The organism is Loktanella sp. Alg231-35 (genome assembly GCF_900143545.1).
GTDB lineage: Bacteria > Pseudomonadota > Alphaproteobacteria > Rhodobacterales > Rhodobacteraceae > Yoonia.
The window spans coordinates 309619-325352 of the sequence record NZ_FREV01000005.1 but is presented as its reverse complement, the minus strand read 5'-3'; the positions used below and the strand labels follow the sequence as shown (position 1 = coordinate 325352).

Genomic DNA, 15734 nt, shown 5'->3' with positions numbered 1-15734 from the left:
GATGACAAGATTTTTCAAGATTGGTCAGGCTTTGATGGTGGCTGTGGCGCTTGTCGCTACGGCAGGCACGCAGGGTGTCGCACAAGGCCAACTGGCCCCCGCAATCACAGTCGATGACCGCGTGATCACCCAATATGAATTGAACCAGCGCGCCCGCCTTTTGCAGGTCTTCCGCACGCCGGGCGATGTGACAGAGGCCGCGCGCGAGGCGCTGATAAATGATCGCCTGAAGGAAAAGGAAATGGCGCGGTTCGGCGTCGAGCTGTCAGATTCTGCGTTGCAACAAGAGCTTGAGGCCTTCGCAGGCCGCGCGAACATGACCTTGCCTGAATTCACCCGCATGCTGAACCAGAATGCGGTAGATATCAGCGCTCTAGAGGATTTTGTGCGGATCGGCGTGCTGTGGCGCAATTTCATCCGTGGCCGTTTTGGCCGTGAAGTACGAATTTCGGATACGGACGTTGAACGCGCCTTGGCCCGTCAGGGGGCATCCCCGACGCAGCTTGAGGTGCTGTTGAACGAAATCATCATCGCAGCTCCGCCTGATCGAGCCGCGCGCGCGGCTCAGGTCGCAGCTCAGATCGCGCGGCTCCGCACGTTTGCTGAATTCGAAGACGCCGCTCGTCAGGTCTCTGCCTTGCCGTCACGCGAAAATGGTGGGCGTCTGGACTGGTTGCCAGTGGACAACTATCCACCACAGCTGCGCCAGCTTTTGCTTGATCTTGAAACAGGCGAGATCACGGAACCCATCGAGATCCCCAACGGCATCGCGCTTTTTCAAAAACGTGGCCAACGCGAGGCGCGCCGCCCGGTGCAGGCCCCGGTGAGCATCGACTATGCTGCCTATTATATTCCCGGCGGTCAAACCGACGAGGGCCGCACCTTGGCCACAGAGGTGCGTGATCAGGTGGACACCTGTGACGACCTATATGGGGTCGCCCGCAATCAACCCCAAGAGGTTTTGGATCGCCAGACGCTGGCGCCATCCGAGATTTCACAGGACATCGCATTGGAACTGGCGCGGCTGGACCCCGGTGAGATCTCCACCAACCTTACCCGGAACAACGGGCAGACGTTGGTGTTTTTGATGCTTTGCGCACGCAACAACGTTGATACCGGCACAACCAACCGGGAAGCCATTCGCGGGCAAATTCGCAGTCGGCGTCTTGCGGCACTGGCAGACGCTCTGCTGGAAGATCTGCGTGCCTCGGCCATCATCCGGCCCTGATGAAACCGATTGCGATCAGCTGCGGTGAACCGGCAGGGATCGGGCCTGAAATTGCTGTCGCCGCATGGGCAGCGCTCAAATCCGAAATCCCGCTGTTGTGGATCGGCGACCCGCGCCACCTGCCCGATGGCACACCTGTGCATCAGGCAGTGGATCCCAGCGATATTCACCTTGCCAAACTGACCGTGCTGGCACGCGATTTTGGCGCGCCCGCCGTGGCAGGCACACCCAACCCCTTGCATGCTCAAGGGGTCATCGACGCCATCCGCGACGGGGTTGATCTGGTCCGTGCTGGGGCCGCTCGGGCGCTTTGCACCGCCCCCATTCACAAGGCCGCGCTGATTGATGGGGCTGATTTTGCCTACCCCGGCCATACTGAATATCTCGCTGCCTTGGCAGGCACCTCGCAGGTTGTGATGATGCTGGCGTGCCGCGCTTTGCGCGTTGTCCCGACCACGATCCATATTCCACTGGCCGCCGTGCCCAATACGCTCACGGCCAGCCTGCTGACCGATACGCTATTGATCACCCATGCCGCGTTGCGCCGGGATTTTGGCATCGCAAATCCACGTATCGCTGTGGCTGGCCTGAACCCCCATGCGGGCGAAGACGGCAAGATGGGCGGCGAAGAAGGCGAGATGATCGGCCCGGTTCTGGACGCCCTGCGCGCGCAGGGTATGGACATTGCGGGGCCGCTGTCAGCGGACACGATGTTCCACGCCGGTGCGCGCCAGCACTATGATGTGGCAGTCTGCATGTACCATGATCAGGCACTGATCCCGATCAAGACGCTGGATTTCTCTGGCGGGGTCAATGTCACGCTTGGCCTGCCTTTCATCCGTACCTCGCCCGATCACGGCACGGCCTTCGATATCGCAGGCAAGGGCATCGCCGATGCCACCTCGATGATCGCCGCAATCCGCATGGCCGCCCAAATGGCCGATGCGCACGAGGGCACATGAGCATCGACGCCCTGCCCCCCTTACGCGAGGTGATCGCGACGCATGATCTTGCGGCCAAGAAATCCCTTGGGCAGAACTTTCTGCTTGATCTGAACCTGACTGCGAAGATCGCGCGCCTGGCCGGAGATCTGACGCAAGCGGATGTGCTTGAGATTGGCCCCGGCCCCGGTGGGCTGACGCGCGGATTGCTGGCAGAGGGCGCGCGCCGGGTGCTGGCGATTGAGAAAGACCCGCGCTGCATGGCCGCACTGGCCGAGATTGCGGGCGCTTATCCGGGACGGCTGCAAACGATCAACGGTGACGCGCTTGACGTGAACCCGCTTGAACACCTTTCAGCCCCGATCAAGATCGCTGCCAATCTGCCCTACAATGTGGGCACTGAACTGCTGGTGCGCTGGCTGACCCCGCCCGCATGGCCACCTTTCTGGGACAGCTTGACGCTGATGTTCCAACGCGAAGTCGCGCAACGGATTGTGGCGCAACCGGGCAGCAAAGCCTACGGGCGGCTGGCCCTGCTCGCGCAGTGGCGAACGGACGCGCGGATTGTGCTTGAGCTGCCACCAGAGGCCTTCAGCCCACCGCCCAAAGTCAATTCTGCCGTTGTGCATCTGACGGCCCTGCCCGCACCGCGCTATCCGGCCAATCCGGGTACATTGAACAAAGTCGTGGCTGCGGCCTTTAACCAAAGGCGCAAGATGCTGCGGTCTGCGTTGAAATCGGTCAGCCCGGATATCGAGGATCACTTGACCGGTGCGGGGATCAAACCAACCGAACGGGCCGAACAGGTAGGGCTAGAGGCATTCTGTGCGCTGGCGCGTAGCCTTGATGGTGGCTAAAGCCACTTAGGCAAAAACAAAGCCCTTCGTAATCGAAGGGCTTTGTGATTATTCAGCGGCCTCTGGGGTGTTGCCTTTATCGGGCGCGTTGCCTTCATCAGCGTTGGCGCGCGGCTTGCGTGGGGCACGTTGTCTGCGCGGGCGCTGGGGTTTTTCCTCGGGTGTTTCCACCAGACCGGACCCCTGATCATCACTGCGGGCATCCTGACCGCTATCCGGTTGATCCATGCTGGCAGGATCATTCGCTGCGGCCTCTTGCGCTTTCAGGCGCTCCTGACGCTCGCGGTCACGCTCTGCTTGGCGTGCGCGGTTTTGCTCTTCTTGCTCTTCGCGCTTGGCGTCAACTTCACGCTGCGCTTCGGCCAGCAGGCGGGTGTAGTGCTCTGCGTGTTGCGCAAAGTTTTCGGCATCCACGCGGTCGCCCGACAAAACGGCGTCACGATGAAGCTGATTGTATTTCTCGATAATTTGCTGCGGCGTGCCGCGCACTTTGCCATCAGGACCGGAGCTGTCAAAAACCCGATTGATGATGTTGCCGCCCGAGGGTCGGTTGTTGCGGTTCTTATTCCGCGACCGTGACTTCGATGATCTCATTGATATGCTTTCAAGCCTTTGGCTGTCGTTGCGCTGGCCGCTCTCGCGCATGTTTCGCGCGTCTGTTGTCTATGGCCTTGCGATGTTTTGGCGACTGATCGGGGGGACATCCAAACCGGGCCTCACCCTTCCGATACGCATGATAAAACACGCAGGGGGCGTCAAAACAAGACCAAATCGCCAAATCACCGCGTTTTTGAGCCTGATCAGCGGGGGATGGCCTGAATTCGGGGCATCTGCCCAACCACAACCCTGTCGCGACCATCAAGGTCGGGGATCACGCGAATCTGCGTCAGCCCCACATTTTGCATCATAGTGACGACCGCCTGCGCTTGCGTGGGGCCAATCTCGACGATCAGACGCCCACCAGCGCTAAGGTGTTCCGGCGCGCCCGCGGTGATCTTGCGATAGGCAGACAGGCCATCGGCCTCGTCTGTCAGTGCAACGCGGGGTTCATAAAGGCGGACCTCGGGTTGGAGGCCATCCATTTCATTGACGGCGATATAGGGGGGGTTTGAGACTATGAGGTCAAATTTACCGCCAATTGCCGCATACCAATCAGAAACCTCCAAATGCAGGCGAGCTGTCACACCAAGCGTCGCTGCATTTTTGGCCGCTACAAGCAGAGCCGTTTCCGATACATCGCCAGCAATCCCAGTTGCTTTGGTTCGTTCTGCGAGCAGTGTGACGATGATCGCCCCTGACCCGGTTCCTAAATCAAGCACCTTTCCGAAAGGAGCTGACAGCGCCTCTTGCACAAGCATTTCGGTTTCAGGGCGTGGATCAAGGACCGTTTCATCAACCGAAAAACGTCTGCCAAAAAACTCGCGATAGCCAAGAATATGGCTCGTGGGTTCTCCAAAAGCCCGTCTCCGGGCGAGGCAGAGCGCCTGATCAAAGGTTTCTTCGTCGATCTCATCATAGGCAAGTAGCGTCAGCCTATCGACCGCAACCTTCATTGCGTGGGCAAGCAGCAGCCTTGCTTCGCGCGCAGGGTTGGGTACGAACACGTTTCCAAATTCGACATTGGGTTCCTGCTTTAGGTATTCAACAAGGTCGCTGATTGCCTTTTGCACAGTTTTCTTAGCGTGGCCTCGAAAACCCAAAACTCACGCGCCCATCTCTGCCAGCAACGTCGCCTGCGCATCGGCCTGCAAAGCGCCAACCACCTCTTCCAGATCGCCCTGCATCACCTGCCCCAGAGAATAAAGCGTCAGGTTAATCCGGTGATCCGTCATGCGCCCCTGCGGGAAATTATAGGTACGGATGCGTTCAGACCGATCCCCCGACCCCACCTGAGACTTGCGATCAGCTGAACGTTCATCATCCACCCGCTGCCGTTCCAGATCAAACAGGCGTGTTTTCAGCACCTGCATCGCGATCTCGCGGTTGCGGTGCTGCGATTTTTCGGAACTGACAACGATAATCCCGGTGGGTTCATGCAGGATACGCACGGCGGAATCAGTTGTGTTCACGTGCTGCCCACCGGACCCTGACGCGCGCATCGTATCAATGCGAATATCGGCTGGATTAATCTCGATATCGACGTCTTCGGCCTCGGGCAGCACCGCAACCGTGGCGGCAGAAGTATGAATACGCCCGCCGCTTTCGGTTTCCGGCACGCGTTGCACCCGGTGTACGCCGCTTTCGTATTTCATCTTGGCAAAGACGCCCTCGCCCGCGATGCGTGCAACAACTTCTTTGATGCCGCCCAATTCGCTTTGGGTTTCTTCCAGAATCTCGAACCGCCAGCCCTGCGCATCAGCGTAACGTTGGTACATGCGCAGCAGATCGGCAGCAAACAGACCGGCCTCATCGCCCCCGGTACCGGGGCGGATTTCCAGCAAGGCTGGCCGCCCATCCGCTGCATCCTTAGGTAGCAAGGCAAGCTGCACGTCATGTTCAGAGGCCGCAACCTGTGCCCGCAGTCCGGGCAATTCAGCTTCTGCCAGTTCTTTCATCTCGGGATCAGACAGCATCGCCTCGGCCTCGGCAATCTGATCAACCAGCGCCTTATAGGCCGTGACAGTCTCGACCACCGGGCGCAGGTCGGCATACTCTTTACCTAGCTTGGCAATATCGCTGCCCACACTGCCGTCCGCCATTTTCGCTTCCAGAAACTGAAACCGATCAATCAACTGTGCTATTTTATCTGGAGCAATCATGGTTAACGGCTGTGGCCGATCACAGCGGTTCGGTCAAGGGGCCAAGTGCTACGAGCCACGCCTGAATGCGGGCTTTGTTGACGCCTAAGTCAGACTGGCCAAAACGCAAGCGGCCATGAATAATCAGCAAATCTCCCTGCGTGCCGATGGTGGTATGGTCAGGAAACCCCCACAGCTTTGACCGCGTCTGATAGGTGATTAGTCCCTCGGCGATGCTGCCTGCCATCACATCGGTGCGTGGCGTTGCACCTGCGACACTATCCAGCGCCGCGAGGACCTCTTGGCGGGGCACTGTCATCTTGCGAACGGCGAGAAAGCCACCTGTGGTTGACGTGTCGCCGGGGCCTTCGACGTTGGGCAGACGGTGCCACTGTGCCACGGTCTGCGGCGCAAACCGCACAAAAAGCCACAACCCCAGCGTGATCACGATAAGAATAAGGAAAATGCGATTGATCATGTTGAACCTTGCCACGTTGCTGCATGGCTTTATTTAAAGGGTATGTCCGGTATGTGTACCTTAACGGTACGGCACCCCCGGCAGAATTGAGAGCATCTCGAACATCAGGTTGGCACCCGTTAGCGCAGTATTGCCGGACGTGTCATAGGGAGGTGAGACCTCCACCAGATCACAGCCCACAATGTTCAGCCCGCGCAGACCCCGGATCAACTCCATCGCTTGCGGTGTCGTCAGCCCGCCAATTTCCGGCGTACCAGTGCCGGGGGCATAGGCGGGATCAAGACTGTCGATGTCATAGGTGATGTAACAGGGCTGATCACCGATCTTGGCTTTGATATCAGCGGCCAATGGCGTCAGTGATTTGTGCCAAAGGTCCGGGGCAAGATACTGGTTGAAGCCCCATCCTGCGGCTTCGGTAAAGTCATCTGCCGTATAGCCAGTGCCACGCAACCCGATCTGAAACACCTTGTCAGCGGTGATGATCCCCTCTTCATAAGCCCGGCGAAACACCGTGCCGTGGGTTTCACGCTCGCCGAACATCTCGTCATTCACATCTGCATGGGCATCCACATGCACCAATGCGACAGGCCCATGTTTCGCCGCCACCGCCCGCAGCACGGGTAAGGTCAATGTGTGGTCGCCACCCAGCGTCATTGGGATGATGTCATGCTTGAGGTGTGAAGTGTAAGTTTCTGTAATTAAACGAATACTGTCACTCAGGGAAAACGTATTGATTGCCACATCGCCAAGGTCGGCGCATTGCAAAGCATCAAAGGGTGCCGCCCCTGTCTGGATATTATAGGGCCGGATCATCGCTGATTGTTCGCGCAACTGCTTCGGCCCCATCCGTGTGCCCGATCGCCAAGAGGTGCCGATATCCATCGGAATGCCAATAAAGCCCACATCAAGGCCCGCCGCATTGGGAACTTCAGGCAAACGCATGAAGCTCTGCGGCCCAGAAAACCGGGCAAGATCATTGCCGGAGATTGGTTGATTAGGCATCGTGTGTCTCTATCTCCACAATCTTTGCAACGACTATCAACAGGCTTCCAATCGCAAAAATTGCAAATCTGACATTTGTGGCCCAAGCCAAGTCTTCGTGAATATTCTCAGCAGAGCGGTAAGCATCGAAAAAGGGTCCGCTATTTTCCGCTCGGAACTCGACTACATCAACAGCGCCGAGTGATGACCAAATAAGGTACAGTTGCTCTTTAACCCCATAAAACTCACCCCGTATCGCCGCGCCACTAACCGTGCCCTCTATGAACACTTCCCAACCGACAGCCACAAGAATCAGAAATAGGCCCACCGGCTCAAAATAGCGGATACGATTTAGCATCAATTAGCCCTCCGGTTCCACAGTGCCAGACAGCACAATTCCATTGCCACATGCGCACCAGCAATCGCAGTGGCACCTGTTGTATCATAAGGCGGCGACACCTCAACGATATCGCCACCCACCATATTGATGCCTGCCATATCGCGCAGGATCGCCGCTGCTTGCCATGATGCCAACCCACCCCACACAGGCGTTCCGGTGCCGGGGGCAAAGGCGGGATCAAGCGCGTCGATATCAAACGTCACATAGGTTGGGTGGTCGCCCACCCGCTCCTTAATCTGCCCGGTCACCCAAGCGGTGCCCTTCTCGTGGCATGTCCGCGCATCAATGTAGGGCATGCCCAGATAGTCCGCGCATTCCGTGCGAATCCCCACCTGAACAGAACGGGTGACATCCACCAACCCAAGTTTCACTGCCTTATACATCATGGTGCCGTGGTCGATCCGGGCCATATCATCGTCGGGCCACAGATCGGAATGGGCGTCAAACTGGACCACGGACATCGGCCCGTATTTTTCAGCATAGGCCCGCAGGATCGGCAGCGTGATAAAGTGATCACCACCCAAGGTGATCGCCGGACAGCCCTGCCCCAAAATTCCTGCGATATGCGCCTGCACCAGCGCAGGGACTCCGGGCACATCGGCATAGTCAAAGGCCAGATCGCCAAAATCAGCAATGGCGAATTCGCTTAGCGGGTCAAAGCCATCCCAACCATAAGGCGGGTCATAGGGTTGCAAGCTTGACGCCTCGCGAATGGCGCGCGGTCCAAACCGTGTTCCGGGGCGATGTGTGACCGCCTGATCAAAAGGCACGCCGGTGACGGCCAGATCAAACCCGCTCAGATCCTTGGTATAGGTCCGGCGCAAAAACGAGGTGGCCCCACCAAAGGCGTTCTCATATGCCAACCCACGCCGGTCCTTGCCCGCAAAGGCCCCATCCACCGCTTCTTTCGCTTTATCGAGTGTCACCAGACCCTCTCTTTCTATGTCCAATCAAACTTCACGCGGCCGTGGCAACCTTAGCCGACAGGTAAGGCCCGTTCGACAAGCCGGGCAAAAAACGATGCCCCCGCTGGGGCTGCATTATCATCAAAATCGTAACCCGGATGATGTAGACCGGGCGTATCACCGTTGCCGACAAACAGGTATGCGCCGGGGCGTTCCTCTAGCATATAAGCGAAATCTTCGGCCCCCATGTCGCGTTGACGGTCCGGGTCAACGTTGTCGGAAACCTCGCCTGCCACACTGGCCGCAAACGCGGATTTCTTAGGATCATTGATCGTCGCGGGATAGCCCACGTCATAGTCCAGCTTGGCTTTGACACCAAAGGCCGCCGCCTGCCCCGCCACGATATCTGTCAGGCGTTTACGCACCATGTCTTGGGTTCTGGATTTGAACGTGCGCACGGTGCCGTTGATATAGGCCTTTTCGGGGATGATGTTGTCGGCGGTGCCTGTGTGGATCTGGGTGACCGAAACAACCAAGTCGTCTTGGGCAAAGTGATTGCGGCTAACAATCGTCTGAATTGCGTTGGCCATGCCAACAGCCGCCACCACCGGGTCAACCGTTTCATGGGGGTATGCTCCGTGACCGCCTTCGCCAGTGATATGGATATGAAACGTATCAACCGCGGCCAGAATCGGCCCCGACGTGGTGTAGAAATCGCCCACCGGCGTGCCCGGCGCGCTGTGCAGCGCATAGACCTCTGCGATGTTAAACCGGTCTAACACACCTTCCTGCACCATCACCTGTGCGCCGCCGCCGCCTTCTTCGGCGGGTTGAAAGATAAAGGCCACGCGGCCCGCAAAGTTCCGGGTTTCCGCCAGATAACGCGCCGCACCCAACAGCATGGTCGTATGCCCGTCGTGCCCGCACGCATGCATCTTGCCCGGAATAGTCGAGGCATAGTCTAGGCCTGTTTCCTCATCCATGGGCAGCGCGTCCATATCAGCGCGCAGACCAATTGTGGGGCCCTCTGCCGCACCATTGAGGATGGCCACCACACCAGAGGTCGCTATCCCTTCGTGGATTTCATCCACGCCAAATTCGCGCAAACGCGCCACGACAAACTTCGCAGTCTGATGGCAGTCGAACTGCAATTCTGGGTGTGCATGCAGATGCCTGCGCCACCCGGTCATATCCTGGGCAAAATCGGCGATACGGTTGATGACGGGCATCTCTGGCGCTCCGGGCTGTCTATCCTTAAGTTCGCAGTTGACCGTAACAAGGGGCCCTGTGCAATGGCTGATAACACATTGATTCTTGATCCCAATGGCGGGATGCCGCGCCTGCTGGAGATCATGCGCCGCCTGCGCGATCCCGATACCGGCTGCCCCTGGGACATCGAACAGGATTTTGACAGCATCGCCCCTTACACCATCGAAGAGGCCTATGAGGTTGCCGATGCCGTCGCCCGCAGCGACTGGACCGAGTTGGAAGGTGAGTTGGGTGATCTGCTGCTCCAGACCGTTTATCATACTCAAATGGGCGCAGAGGCCGGGCATTTCACCTTTGAAAGCGTCGTCAAAGCGATCAGTGACAAAATGGTGGCGCGCCATCCGCATGTGTTTGGCAGCGAATCCCGCGACAAATCCGCCCAACAGCAGACCGCCGATTGGGAAAAGATCAAAGCCGCAGAGCGTGCAGGCAAGGCCCAGACCCGCACGCTTGACGGTGTGGCAACGGGACTGCCCGCATTGACCCGCGCTGTGAAACTGCAAAAGCGCGCAGCGCGGGTTGGCTTTGACTGGCCTGATACGTCCCATGTCATTGACAAGATTGTCGAAGAGGCTGGTGAACTGGTCGAAGCACGCGATCAGCTGTCGCAGGTTGAGGTCGAAGAGGAATTTGGCGATCTGCTGTTTGTAGTGGCCAATCTGGCCCGGCATCTGGAGATCGATCCCGAAGCAGCTCTGCGTGGCACCAACGCCAAATTCACCCGCCGGTTTGAGGCAGTGGAAGATGCCCTTGCGGCACGTGACAAGACCCCTGCAATGAGTGATCTGGTCGAAATGGATGGCTTGTGGGATCAGGTGAAAGCCGCAGAGAAACATGGGCAAAACGGATGTTGAGGGGGCTGTCTGCCCCCGGCCTGACGCCCCCCCCGAAGATATTTCAGAACAAAAGAAGATGAGGGTGAGATGCAGATAAGCGATGGTGTTGCAGTGGTGACAGGTGGCGCGTCGGGCTTGGGGGCCGCGACGGCGCGTGCTTTTGCGGCGGCGGGCGCGCAGGTAACGATCTTTGATCGTGATCCGGCGGGTGCTGCATTTGCAGCCGAGATTGGTGCCGGGTTTGCCGTGGTCGATGTGACCGATGAGGCCAGCGTGGCCGCCGGATTTGATGGGGTCACCGGGTTGAATGTGGTGGTCAACTGCGCCGGTATCGCCACCACTGAAAAGACACTGGGCCGCGATGGTCCGCATGATCAGGCCAGCTTTGCGCGGACGATTGGCATCAACCTCTCTGGTACTTTCAATGTGGGCCGTCTGGCTGCGGCCCGCATGCAGGACGGGGGTGTGATCATCAATACCGCCTCTGTGGCGGCTTTTGACGGGCAGAAGGGTCAGGCGGCCTATGCCGCCTCAAAGGCGGGCATCGCTGGATTGTCCTTGCCCATGGCCCGCGATCTGGCCCGCAATGGCATCCGCGTTATGGCCATCGCACCGGGAATTTTCCGCACGCCGATGTTGGAAGGTCTGGGCGAAGAGGTCATGGCGGGGTTGGCCAAGGACGTGATCTATCCGGCCCGTTTGGGTGATCCGGCAGAATTTGCCGCATTGGCACAGTTCATTGTGGAATGTGACTACTTGAACGGCACGACCATCCGGTTGGATGGGGCGTTGCGGATGCCTTAGCCTGCTGCTTTCTCTTCCAGCATCAACCACTCGTCTTCGGCGTCGGACAATGTGTTTTGCCGTGCCACCAGCGCGTCGCTCGCCTTTTGGAATTTCACTGGGTTTTCGGTGAAAAGTGCGGGGTCGGCCAACAATTGTTCCAGCTTCCCGATCTCGGCTGTGATCTTGTCGATCACGCCGGGTAATTCTTCCAGGCGGTGCTTTTCAGTAAAGGACAGGCCCGTAGTGGCGGCCTTCCTTGCCTCTTGCTTTGCCTTCTTGGCCAAAGGCTTGCTCGCGGTTTTTGCCTCGACAAAATCGCCACCGCGTTGCGTCCGGTAGTCCGTCCAGCCACCGGCATAGACCACCGCCTGCCCGTTGCCTTCCATCGCGATGGTTGTCGTTGCAACCCGGTCCAGAAAATCCCGATCGTGGCTGACCAATAGCACCGTGCCGTCGTAGTCACCCAGAATATCCTGCAAGAGATCCAGCGTTTCGATGTCCAGATCGTTGGTCGGTTCGTCCAGCACCAGCAGATTGCTTTCCCGTGCCATCAGACGGGCCAGCAGCAGCCGCGCTTTTTCACCGCCGGACAGCGCGCGAACCGGTGCCCGCGCCTGCGCTTCGTCAAAGAGGAAGTCCTTGAGATACCCCACCACATGTTTCGGAGTGCCCCGCACCATGACCTGATCAGACTTGCCCGACACCCCTAGTTCGGGATCATTGGCAAGGTTTTCCCATAGCGACATATCAAGGTTCAGTGCTGCACGGGTCTGGTCAAAGACAGCGATATCAAGGTTTGTGCCCAGTTTCACGGATCCCGCGTCAGGCACCACCTGCCCCAGCAACATGTTGATCAGGGTTGTTTTGCCTACCCCGTTGGGGCCGACAAAGGCAATGCGGTCACCGCGTTGCACGGTCAGGTCAAAGTTCTTGACGATGGACTTGCCATCAAAGGATTTGGACAGACCAAAGGCCTCCATCACCTTCTTGCCGGATGTTGAGCCCCCGTCAAAGGCCATGGCGGCAGTGCCTTGCCGCGTGATCTGTGCGGCCCGTTGCGCCCGTAATTCTTGCAACGCCCGCACCCGGCCTTGGTTACGCTTGCGGCGGGCCGAGATGCCCTCGACCGCCCAGCGTGCCTCGGCCTTGATCTTGCGGTTCAGCTTGTGGCGTTGCTGGTCTTCTTCATCCCAGATCTTGTCGCGCCATTCTTCGAACCGTTCAAAGCCCTGTTCGGCCCGACGCACCTGCCCCCGGTCGATCCAAAGCGTGGCACGGGTGAGCGCACGCAGAAATGCCCGATCGTGGCTGATCAGGACAAAGGCCGCGCGGGTTTGTTTCAGCTCTGCCTCAAGCCATGCAATCGCTTCGATATCTAGGTGGTTTGTCGGCTCATCCAGCAACATCAGTTCCGGCGCTTCGGCCATCAGCTTGGCCAGGGCAGCACGGCGGCGTTCCCCGCCAGAGGCGGTATTCACATCACCTGAGGGGTCAAATTTCAGGCCCTCTGCTACCATCTCGACCTTATAGGCCTCTTCTGGGTCCAGCCCGCTGGCGGCATAGTCACCCAAGGTCGCATAGCCGGCCATCGACGGGTCTTGTTCCATGTAACCGACTTGCACGCCCGGTGTGGCCACACGCGTGCCGCTGTCAGCCTGCACCAGCCCCGCCATGACCTTCATCAGGGTCGATTTGCCCGATCCGTTACGCCCCACAAGGGCCACACGGTCGCCAGGCTGAATGACCAACGAGAGGTCCTCGAACACAGGGTCGCCGCCGAATGTCAGGGCAATATCAGAGAGCTGGAGTAAGGGTGCTTTGGCCATATCCGCCTGCTATGGCAGTGCGCCGATGTGTGCAAGAGTGTCAAATGCTTCAACAGCGTCGCGGGAATGTCATGGCAGCTTCTCTTGGAGAATAGGCCACGCTGCCCTATTTCTGGATAGAGCACTTAGAAAGGACACCACGACCCATGGATAAGATCATCAAAACAGATGCCGAATGGCGCGCGCAGCTTTCCGATATGGCCTATAAGGTCACGCGCAAACATGGGACCGAACGGGCCGGCACGCATGAGGATTTCCCAAAGGAACCAGGCACTTACATGTGTGTGTGCTGTGGTGCACCCTTATTCGATCAAGGGGCAAAGTTCGAAAGCGGCACCGGATGGCCGTCTTTCTATCAGCCTGTCGATGCCGAACAAGTCGGCGAAACCGTGGACCGCAGTTTTTTCATGAAACGGACCGAGGTGCATTGTAACCGCTGCGAGGCGCATCTGGGACATGTTTTCCCTGATGGGCCACAGCCGACAGGGTTACGGTATTGCATCAATGGGGTGGCGTTGGAATTTGAGGCGGAGGAGTAGTTACAGCGGTTTGCGCGCGTGTACTGTGGTGGGAATGGTTGGTTTGAATCCATCATGCCCGAATGCTGCGTGACGCACGAATGTCAGCTATCTGGTGGCGATCCAGGCCGCAGCACCGCCCAAAGCTGTCCCTGTAATGCGGTTAAAGGTTTTGATCGACTGACTGCTGGTCATCGCACTCCTCGCTTTATCAGCGGCATATAGGTAAACCGCCAACACGGTGCCGAGGACAATGATCACAGCCACAGACAAAGCCGCCACCATTTGAGCATCCAAGCTTTCGGGCGTCACAATGCTCGGCAACAGCGCCAGATAGAATAGCATGGCCTTAGGATTGCCCATTGTAATCGAAAGCCCAGATAAAACCCGTGCGAATGCACCTCGTTCCCTTGATCTTGTTGAAATTTGAGCAGCATCTTTCGTGTTCATCCACAAACCAATTGCCAGATAGACCAGATAGATTACGCCTGCCCACTTGATGACAGAAAACACAAACGGCATCTGTTGCGCGATCATGGCTAACCCACTGAGTGATAGGGCGAGCCAAATCAGATCACCAAAAACGATACCAACGCAAAACCAAACAGACTTGCGCGCACCATTTGCAAGGACCGTTGCGACCAACGCGGCAAGACCGGGTCCGGGCGAAAATGCGGCGATACTAAGTGCGCCTACAAATACGACAAAACTCCAATCAAACATCTCATTCTTCCTCGGACAGCAAATGACTATCCTCCGCTGTAAGCTCTAAGTTGTAAGCCGTTCTCATCTGAGAAATAAAATCCATTGTCTCAGCGTCAAAGGGTGGTTTGCCTTCAAAGCTATGCAGCACGACCCCTTCAATCAGATCACCCAGACCCATTTCGTTGCGAGCCGCGATGGATTTGAGCACCTTGAGCACGCGCTTTTCAATTCGAACCCCCGTTTGAACTCGCTCGACCTTTTTCGTGGATTTGGTCATTTTTTGACTCCAATTGTTGGCCTTTACATCGAATTGGTACTTTGGTACCGGCGCACCTTACCTAATTCAAGGGCCGTCTTCATGTCAGACAACACCAAAGGAATTCTCTGGGCGCTACTCGCTGCCGCGCTTTTTGCAGTGGTGATCGCAATGGCGAAGATGGCTGTGGTTGACTACCATGTTCTGCAAATCCTTTTTTTCAGGCAGATGGTCGTCTTCCTGTCTTCGCTGCCTGACATATCAAAATCGTTCCCCGAGAGCCTAAAGACTCAGCGACCGGGCATACATGCAGCGCGTTTGATCGGTGCATTCACAGCACTATCCTGCGGAATTTGGGCCGTTTCTGTTCTTCCTTTATCTATGGCAACCACGCTTGGGTTCGCACAGGTGTTGTTTGTTGCACTCTTGGCATTGGTTTTCCTGAAGGAACCAGTCGGAGCGCACAGGATTGGAGCAGTCATTGTCGGCTTCATCGGTGTGATCGTGGTGATGCGTCCGGGCGTAGAAGGCCTAATCGACGTTAATACTCTTATCCCCTTGCTTGGTGCGGCAGGTGCAGCGGTCGCAGTAACTTCGGTTCGGAAACTCTCGCAGACTGAATCCACAGCAACCTTACTGGTGTATCAATCTGTGTTTGTCGGTGCTCTGGCGGGCATCCCATTGATGTGGCTATGGGTAACACCGGATTTCTTTGGGTGGGTTTTCCTGCTTGCGATGGGTGTTCTCGCAACATTGGGGCAGTGGGTCGGTGTTCTTGCTTTGCGGCTTGGGGAAGCAAGCGTTGTCGGCAATATCGAGTACAGCAAATTGATTTACGCAGCCGTCTTGGGGTTTGTTCTCTTCAATGAACGACCCGACAGCTATACGATTCTCGGAGCTTGCATCATCATCGGGTCATCCATCTACATATTCCGACGTGAGCAACTGCGGCCGTCTGCTCACTAAGACCTAAAACGGACATTGAATGTCACAGTTCAGACGGCAGTTTT

Annotated in this window: 18 protein-coding genes; 7 read left to right on the top strand and 11 right to left on the bottom strand. The window is 57.5% G+C overall.

Features of this window, described 5'->3' with window-relative positions; genetic code table 11:
• Position 1: 1 nt before the first annotated feature.
• From DHN10_RS14395 to rsmA, 3 genes are read left to right on the top strand one after another with little or no spacing between them, the layout of a single operon-like run.
• Positions 2 to 1228: a peptidylprolyl isomerase gene (locus tag DHN10_RS14395; RefSeq protein ID WP_234417144.1), complete on the top strand. Its 1227-nt coding sequence runs from the start codon at positions 2 to 4 to the stop codon at positions 1226 to 1228.
• Positions 1228 to 2190 carry a 4-hydroxythreonine-4-phosphate dehydrogenase PdxA gene (gene pdxA / locus DHN10_RS14390; protein WP_108816028.1) on the top strand — a complete coding sequence of 321 codons (963 nt, stop codon included), beginning with the start codon at positions 1228 to 1230 and terminating at the stop codon, positions 2188 to 2190. The genes DHN10_RS14395 and pdxA overlap by 1 nt, the downstream gene beginning before the upstream one ends.
• Entirely contained in the window at positions 2187 to 3026 is an 840-nt protein-coding gene (rsmA, locus tag DHN10_RS14385; RefSeq protein ID WP_108816027.1) for a 16S rRNA (adenine(1518)-N(6)/adenine(1519)-N(6))-dimethyltransferase RsmA, read from the top strand. Before pdxA ends, rsmA begins: the two co-directional genes overlap by 4 nt.
• A 48-nt stretch (positions 3027 to 3074) precedes the next feature.
• Here the strand turns inward: rsmA and DHN10_RS14380 are convergent, their stop codons facing one another.
• The 8 genes from DHN10_RS14380 to DHN10_RS14345 all read right to left on the bottom strand — a co-directional run bounded on the left by DHN10_RS14380 (position 3075) and on the right by DHN10_RS14345 (position 9757).
• Complete coding sequence (locus DHN10_RS14380) at positions 3075 to 3620, bottom strand: DUF4167 domain-containing protein (protein WP_108816086.1); 546 nt, start codon at positions 3618 to 3620, stop codon at positions 3075 to 3077.
• Positions 3621 to 3826: 206 nt separating this feature from the next.
• Positions 3827 to 4696, bottom strand: coding sequence for a peptide chain release factor N(5)-glutamine methyltransferase (gene prmC, locus DHN10_RS14375; RefSeq protein WP_234417143.1), 870 nt, complete (start codon positions 4694 to 4696; stop codon positions 3827 to 3829).
• 33 nt (positions 4697 to 4729) lie between these two features.
• A complete protein-coding gene (gene prfA / locus DHN10_RS14370; protein ID WP_108816026.1) occupies positions 4730 to 5785 on the bottom strand; it encodes a peptide chain release factor 1 in 1056 nt (351 codons plus the stop codon).
• A gap of 19 nt (positions 5786 to 5804) precedes the next feature.
• Positions 5805 to 6242 (bottom strand): DUF1499 domain-containing protein, encoded by a 438-nt coding sequence (locus DHN10_RS14365; protein WP_108816025.1) that lies wholly within the window; start codon positions 6240 to 6242, stop codon positions 5805 to 5807.
• A gap of 60 nt (positions 6243 to 6302) precedes the next feature.
• Complete coding sequence (gene speB / locus DHN10_RS14360) at positions 6303 to 7244, bottom strand: agmatinase (protein ID WP_108816024.1); 942 nt, start codon at positions 7242 to 7244, stop codon at positions 6303 to 6305.
• Positions 7237 to 7581: a hypothetical protein gene (locus DHN10_RS14355; protein ID WP_108816023.1), complete on the bottom strand. Its 345-nt coding sequence runs from the start codon at positions 7579 to 7581 to the stop codon at positions 7237 to 7239. The genes speB (DHN10_RS14360) and DHN10_RS14355 overlap by 8 nt, the downstream gene beginning before the upstream one ends.
• Positions 7581 to 8549, bottom strand: a complete 969-nt coding sequence (speB, locus tag DHN10_RS14350; RefSeq protein WP_108816022.1) for an agmatinase — start codon at positions 8547 to 8549, stop codon at positions 7581 to 7583. Before speB (DHN10_RS14350) ends, DHN10_RS14355 begins: the two co-directional genes overlap by 1 nt.
• A 50-nt stretch (positions 8550 to 8599) precedes the next feature.
• The gene (locus DHN10_RS14345; protein WP_108816021.1) at positions 8600 to 9757 is read right to left on the bottom strand and encodes a M20 aminoacylase family protein; all 1158 of its coding nucleotides are present in this window, start codon (positions 9755 to 9757) and stop codon (positions 8600 to 8602) included.
• A 63-nt stretch (positions 9758 to 9820) separates the two neighbouring features.
• On the opposite strand from DHN10_RS14345, the gene mazG reads away from it, so the two are divergent.
• Together mazG and DHN10_RS14335 are read left to right on the top strand one after the other, a co-directional pair.
• Positions 9821 to 10651 (top strand): nucleoside triphosphate pyrophosphohydrolase, encoded by an 831-nt coding sequence (gene mazG / locus DHN10_RS14340; RefSeq protein ID WP_108816020.1) that lies wholly within the window; start codon positions 9821 to 9823, stop codon positions 10649 to 10651.
• A gap of 69 nt (positions 10652 to 10720) precedes the next feature.
• On the top strand, positions 10721 to 11437 hold the full coding sequence (locus DHN10_RS14335) for an SDR family NAD(P)-dependent oxidoreductase (RefSeq protein WP_108816019.1): 717 nt from the start codon (positions 10721 to 10723) through the stop codon (positions 11435 to 11437).
• Here DHN10_RS14335 and DHN10_RS14330 read toward each other — a convergent pair.
• Entirely contained in the window at positions 11434 to 13245 is a 1812-nt protein-coding gene (locus tag DHN10_RS14330; RefSeq protein ID WP_108816018.1) for an ABC-F family ATP-binding cassette domain-containing protein, read from the bottom strand. The two genes, DHN10_RS14335 and DHN10_RS14330, sit on opposite strands and share 4 nt — an antisense overlap.
• Before the next feature lie 146 nt (positions 13246 to 13391).
• On the opposite strand from DHN10_RS14330, the gene msrB reads away from it, so the two are divergent.
• Complete coding sequence (gene msrB, locus DHN10_RS14325) at positions 13392 to 13784, top strand: peptide-methionine (R)-S-oxide reductase MsrB (protein WP_108816017.1); 393 nt, start codon at positions 13392 to 13394, stop codon at positions 13782 to 13784.
• An 87-nt stretch (positions 13785 to 13871) separates the two neighbouring features.
• Here msrB and DHN10_RS14320 read toward each other — a convergent pair whose 3' ends face one another.
• Positions 13872 to 14486 carry a LysE family translocator gene (locus DHN10_RS14320; protein WP_108816016.1) on the bottom strand — a complete coding sequence of 205 codons (615 nt, stop codon included), beginning with the start codon at positions 14484 to 14486 and terminating at the stop codon, positions 13872 to 13874.
• 1 nt (position 14487) lies between these two features.
• Complete coding sequence (locus tag DHN10_RS14315) at positions 14488 to 14745, bottom strand: hypothetical protein (RefSeq protein ID WP_108816015.1); 258 nt, start codon at positions 14743 to 14745, stop codon at positions 14488 to 14490.
• Positions 14746 to 14826: 81 nt separating this feature from the next.
• On the opposite strand from DHN10_RS14315, the gene DHN10_RS14310 reads away from it, so the two are divergent.
• Positions 14827 to 15690: a DMT family transporter gene (locus tag DHN10_RS14310; protein ID WP_108816014.1), complete on the top strand. Its 864-nt coding sequence runs from the start codon at positions 14827 to 14829 to the stop codon at positions 15688 to 15690.
• Positions 15691 to 15734 lie beyond the last annotated feature (44 nt).

Excerpts from the sequence above, each read along its gene's own strand:
- DHN10_RS14395 (WP_234417144.1), top strand. The coding sequence starts at position 2 with ATGACAAGATTTTTCAAGATTGGTCAGGCTTTGATGGTGGCTGTGGCG.
- pdxA (WP_108816028.1), top strand. The coding sequence starts at position 1,228 with ATGAAACCGATTGCGATCAGCTGCGGTGAACCGGCAGGGATCGGGCCT.
- rsmA (WP_108816027.1), top strand. The coding sequence starts at position 2,187 with ATGAGCATCGACGCCCTGCCCCCCTTACGCGAGGTGATCGCGACGCAT.
- DHN10_RS14380 (WP_108816086.1), bottom strand. The coding sequence starts at position 3,620 with ATGAGATCATCGAAGTCACGGTCGCGGAATAAGAACCGCAACAACCGA.
- prfA (WP_108816026.1), bottom strand. The coding sequence starts at position 5,785 with ATGATTGCTCCAGATAAAATAGCACAGTTGATTGATCGGTTTCAGTTT.
- DHN10_RS14365 (WP_108816025.1), bottom strand. The coding sequence starts at position 6,242 with ATGATCAATCGCATTTTCCTTATTCTTATCGTGATCACGCTGGGGTTG.
- speB (WP_108816024.1), bottom strand. The coding sequence starts at position 7,244 with ATGCCTAATCAACCAATCTCCGGCAATGATCTTGCCCGGTTTTCTGGG.
- DHN10_RS14355 (WP_108816023.1), bottom strand. The coding sequence starts at position 7,581 with ATGCTAAATCGTATCCGCTATTTTGAGCCGGTGGGCCTATTTCTGATT.
- DHN10_RS14345 (WP_108816021.1), bottom strand. The coding sequence starts at position 9,757 with ATGCCCGTCATCAACCGTATCGCCGATTTTGCCCAGGATATGACCGGG.
- mazG (WP_108816020.1), top strand. The coding sequence starts at position 9,821 with ATGGCTGATAACACATTGATTCTTGATCCCAATGGCGGGATGCCGCGC.
- DHN10_RS14335 (WP_108816019.1), top strand. The coding sequence starts at position 10,721 with ATGCAGATAAGCGATGGTGTTGCAGTGGTGACAGGTGGCGCGTCGGGC.
- DHN10_RS14330 (WP_108816018.1), bottom strand. The coding sequence starts at position 13,245 with ATGGCCAAAGCACCCTTACTCCAGCTCTCTGATATTGCCCTGACATTC.
- msrB (WP_108816017.1), top strand. The coding sequence starts at position 13,392 with ATGGATAAGATCATCAAAACAGATGCCGAATGGCGCGCGCAGCTTTCC.
- DHN10_RS14320 (WP_108816016.1), bottom strand. The coding sequence starts at position 14,486 with ATGTTTGATTGGAGTTTTGTCGTATTTGTAGGCGCACTTAGTATCGCC.
- DHN10_RS14315 (WP_108816015.1), bottom strand. The coding sequence starts at position 14,745 with ATGACCAAATCCACGAAAAAGGTCGAGCGAGTTCAAACGGGGGTTCGA.
- DHN10_RS14310 (WP_108816014.1), top strand. The coding sequence starts at position 14,827 with ATGTCAGACAACACCAAAGGAATTCTCTGGGCGCTACTCGCTGCCGCG.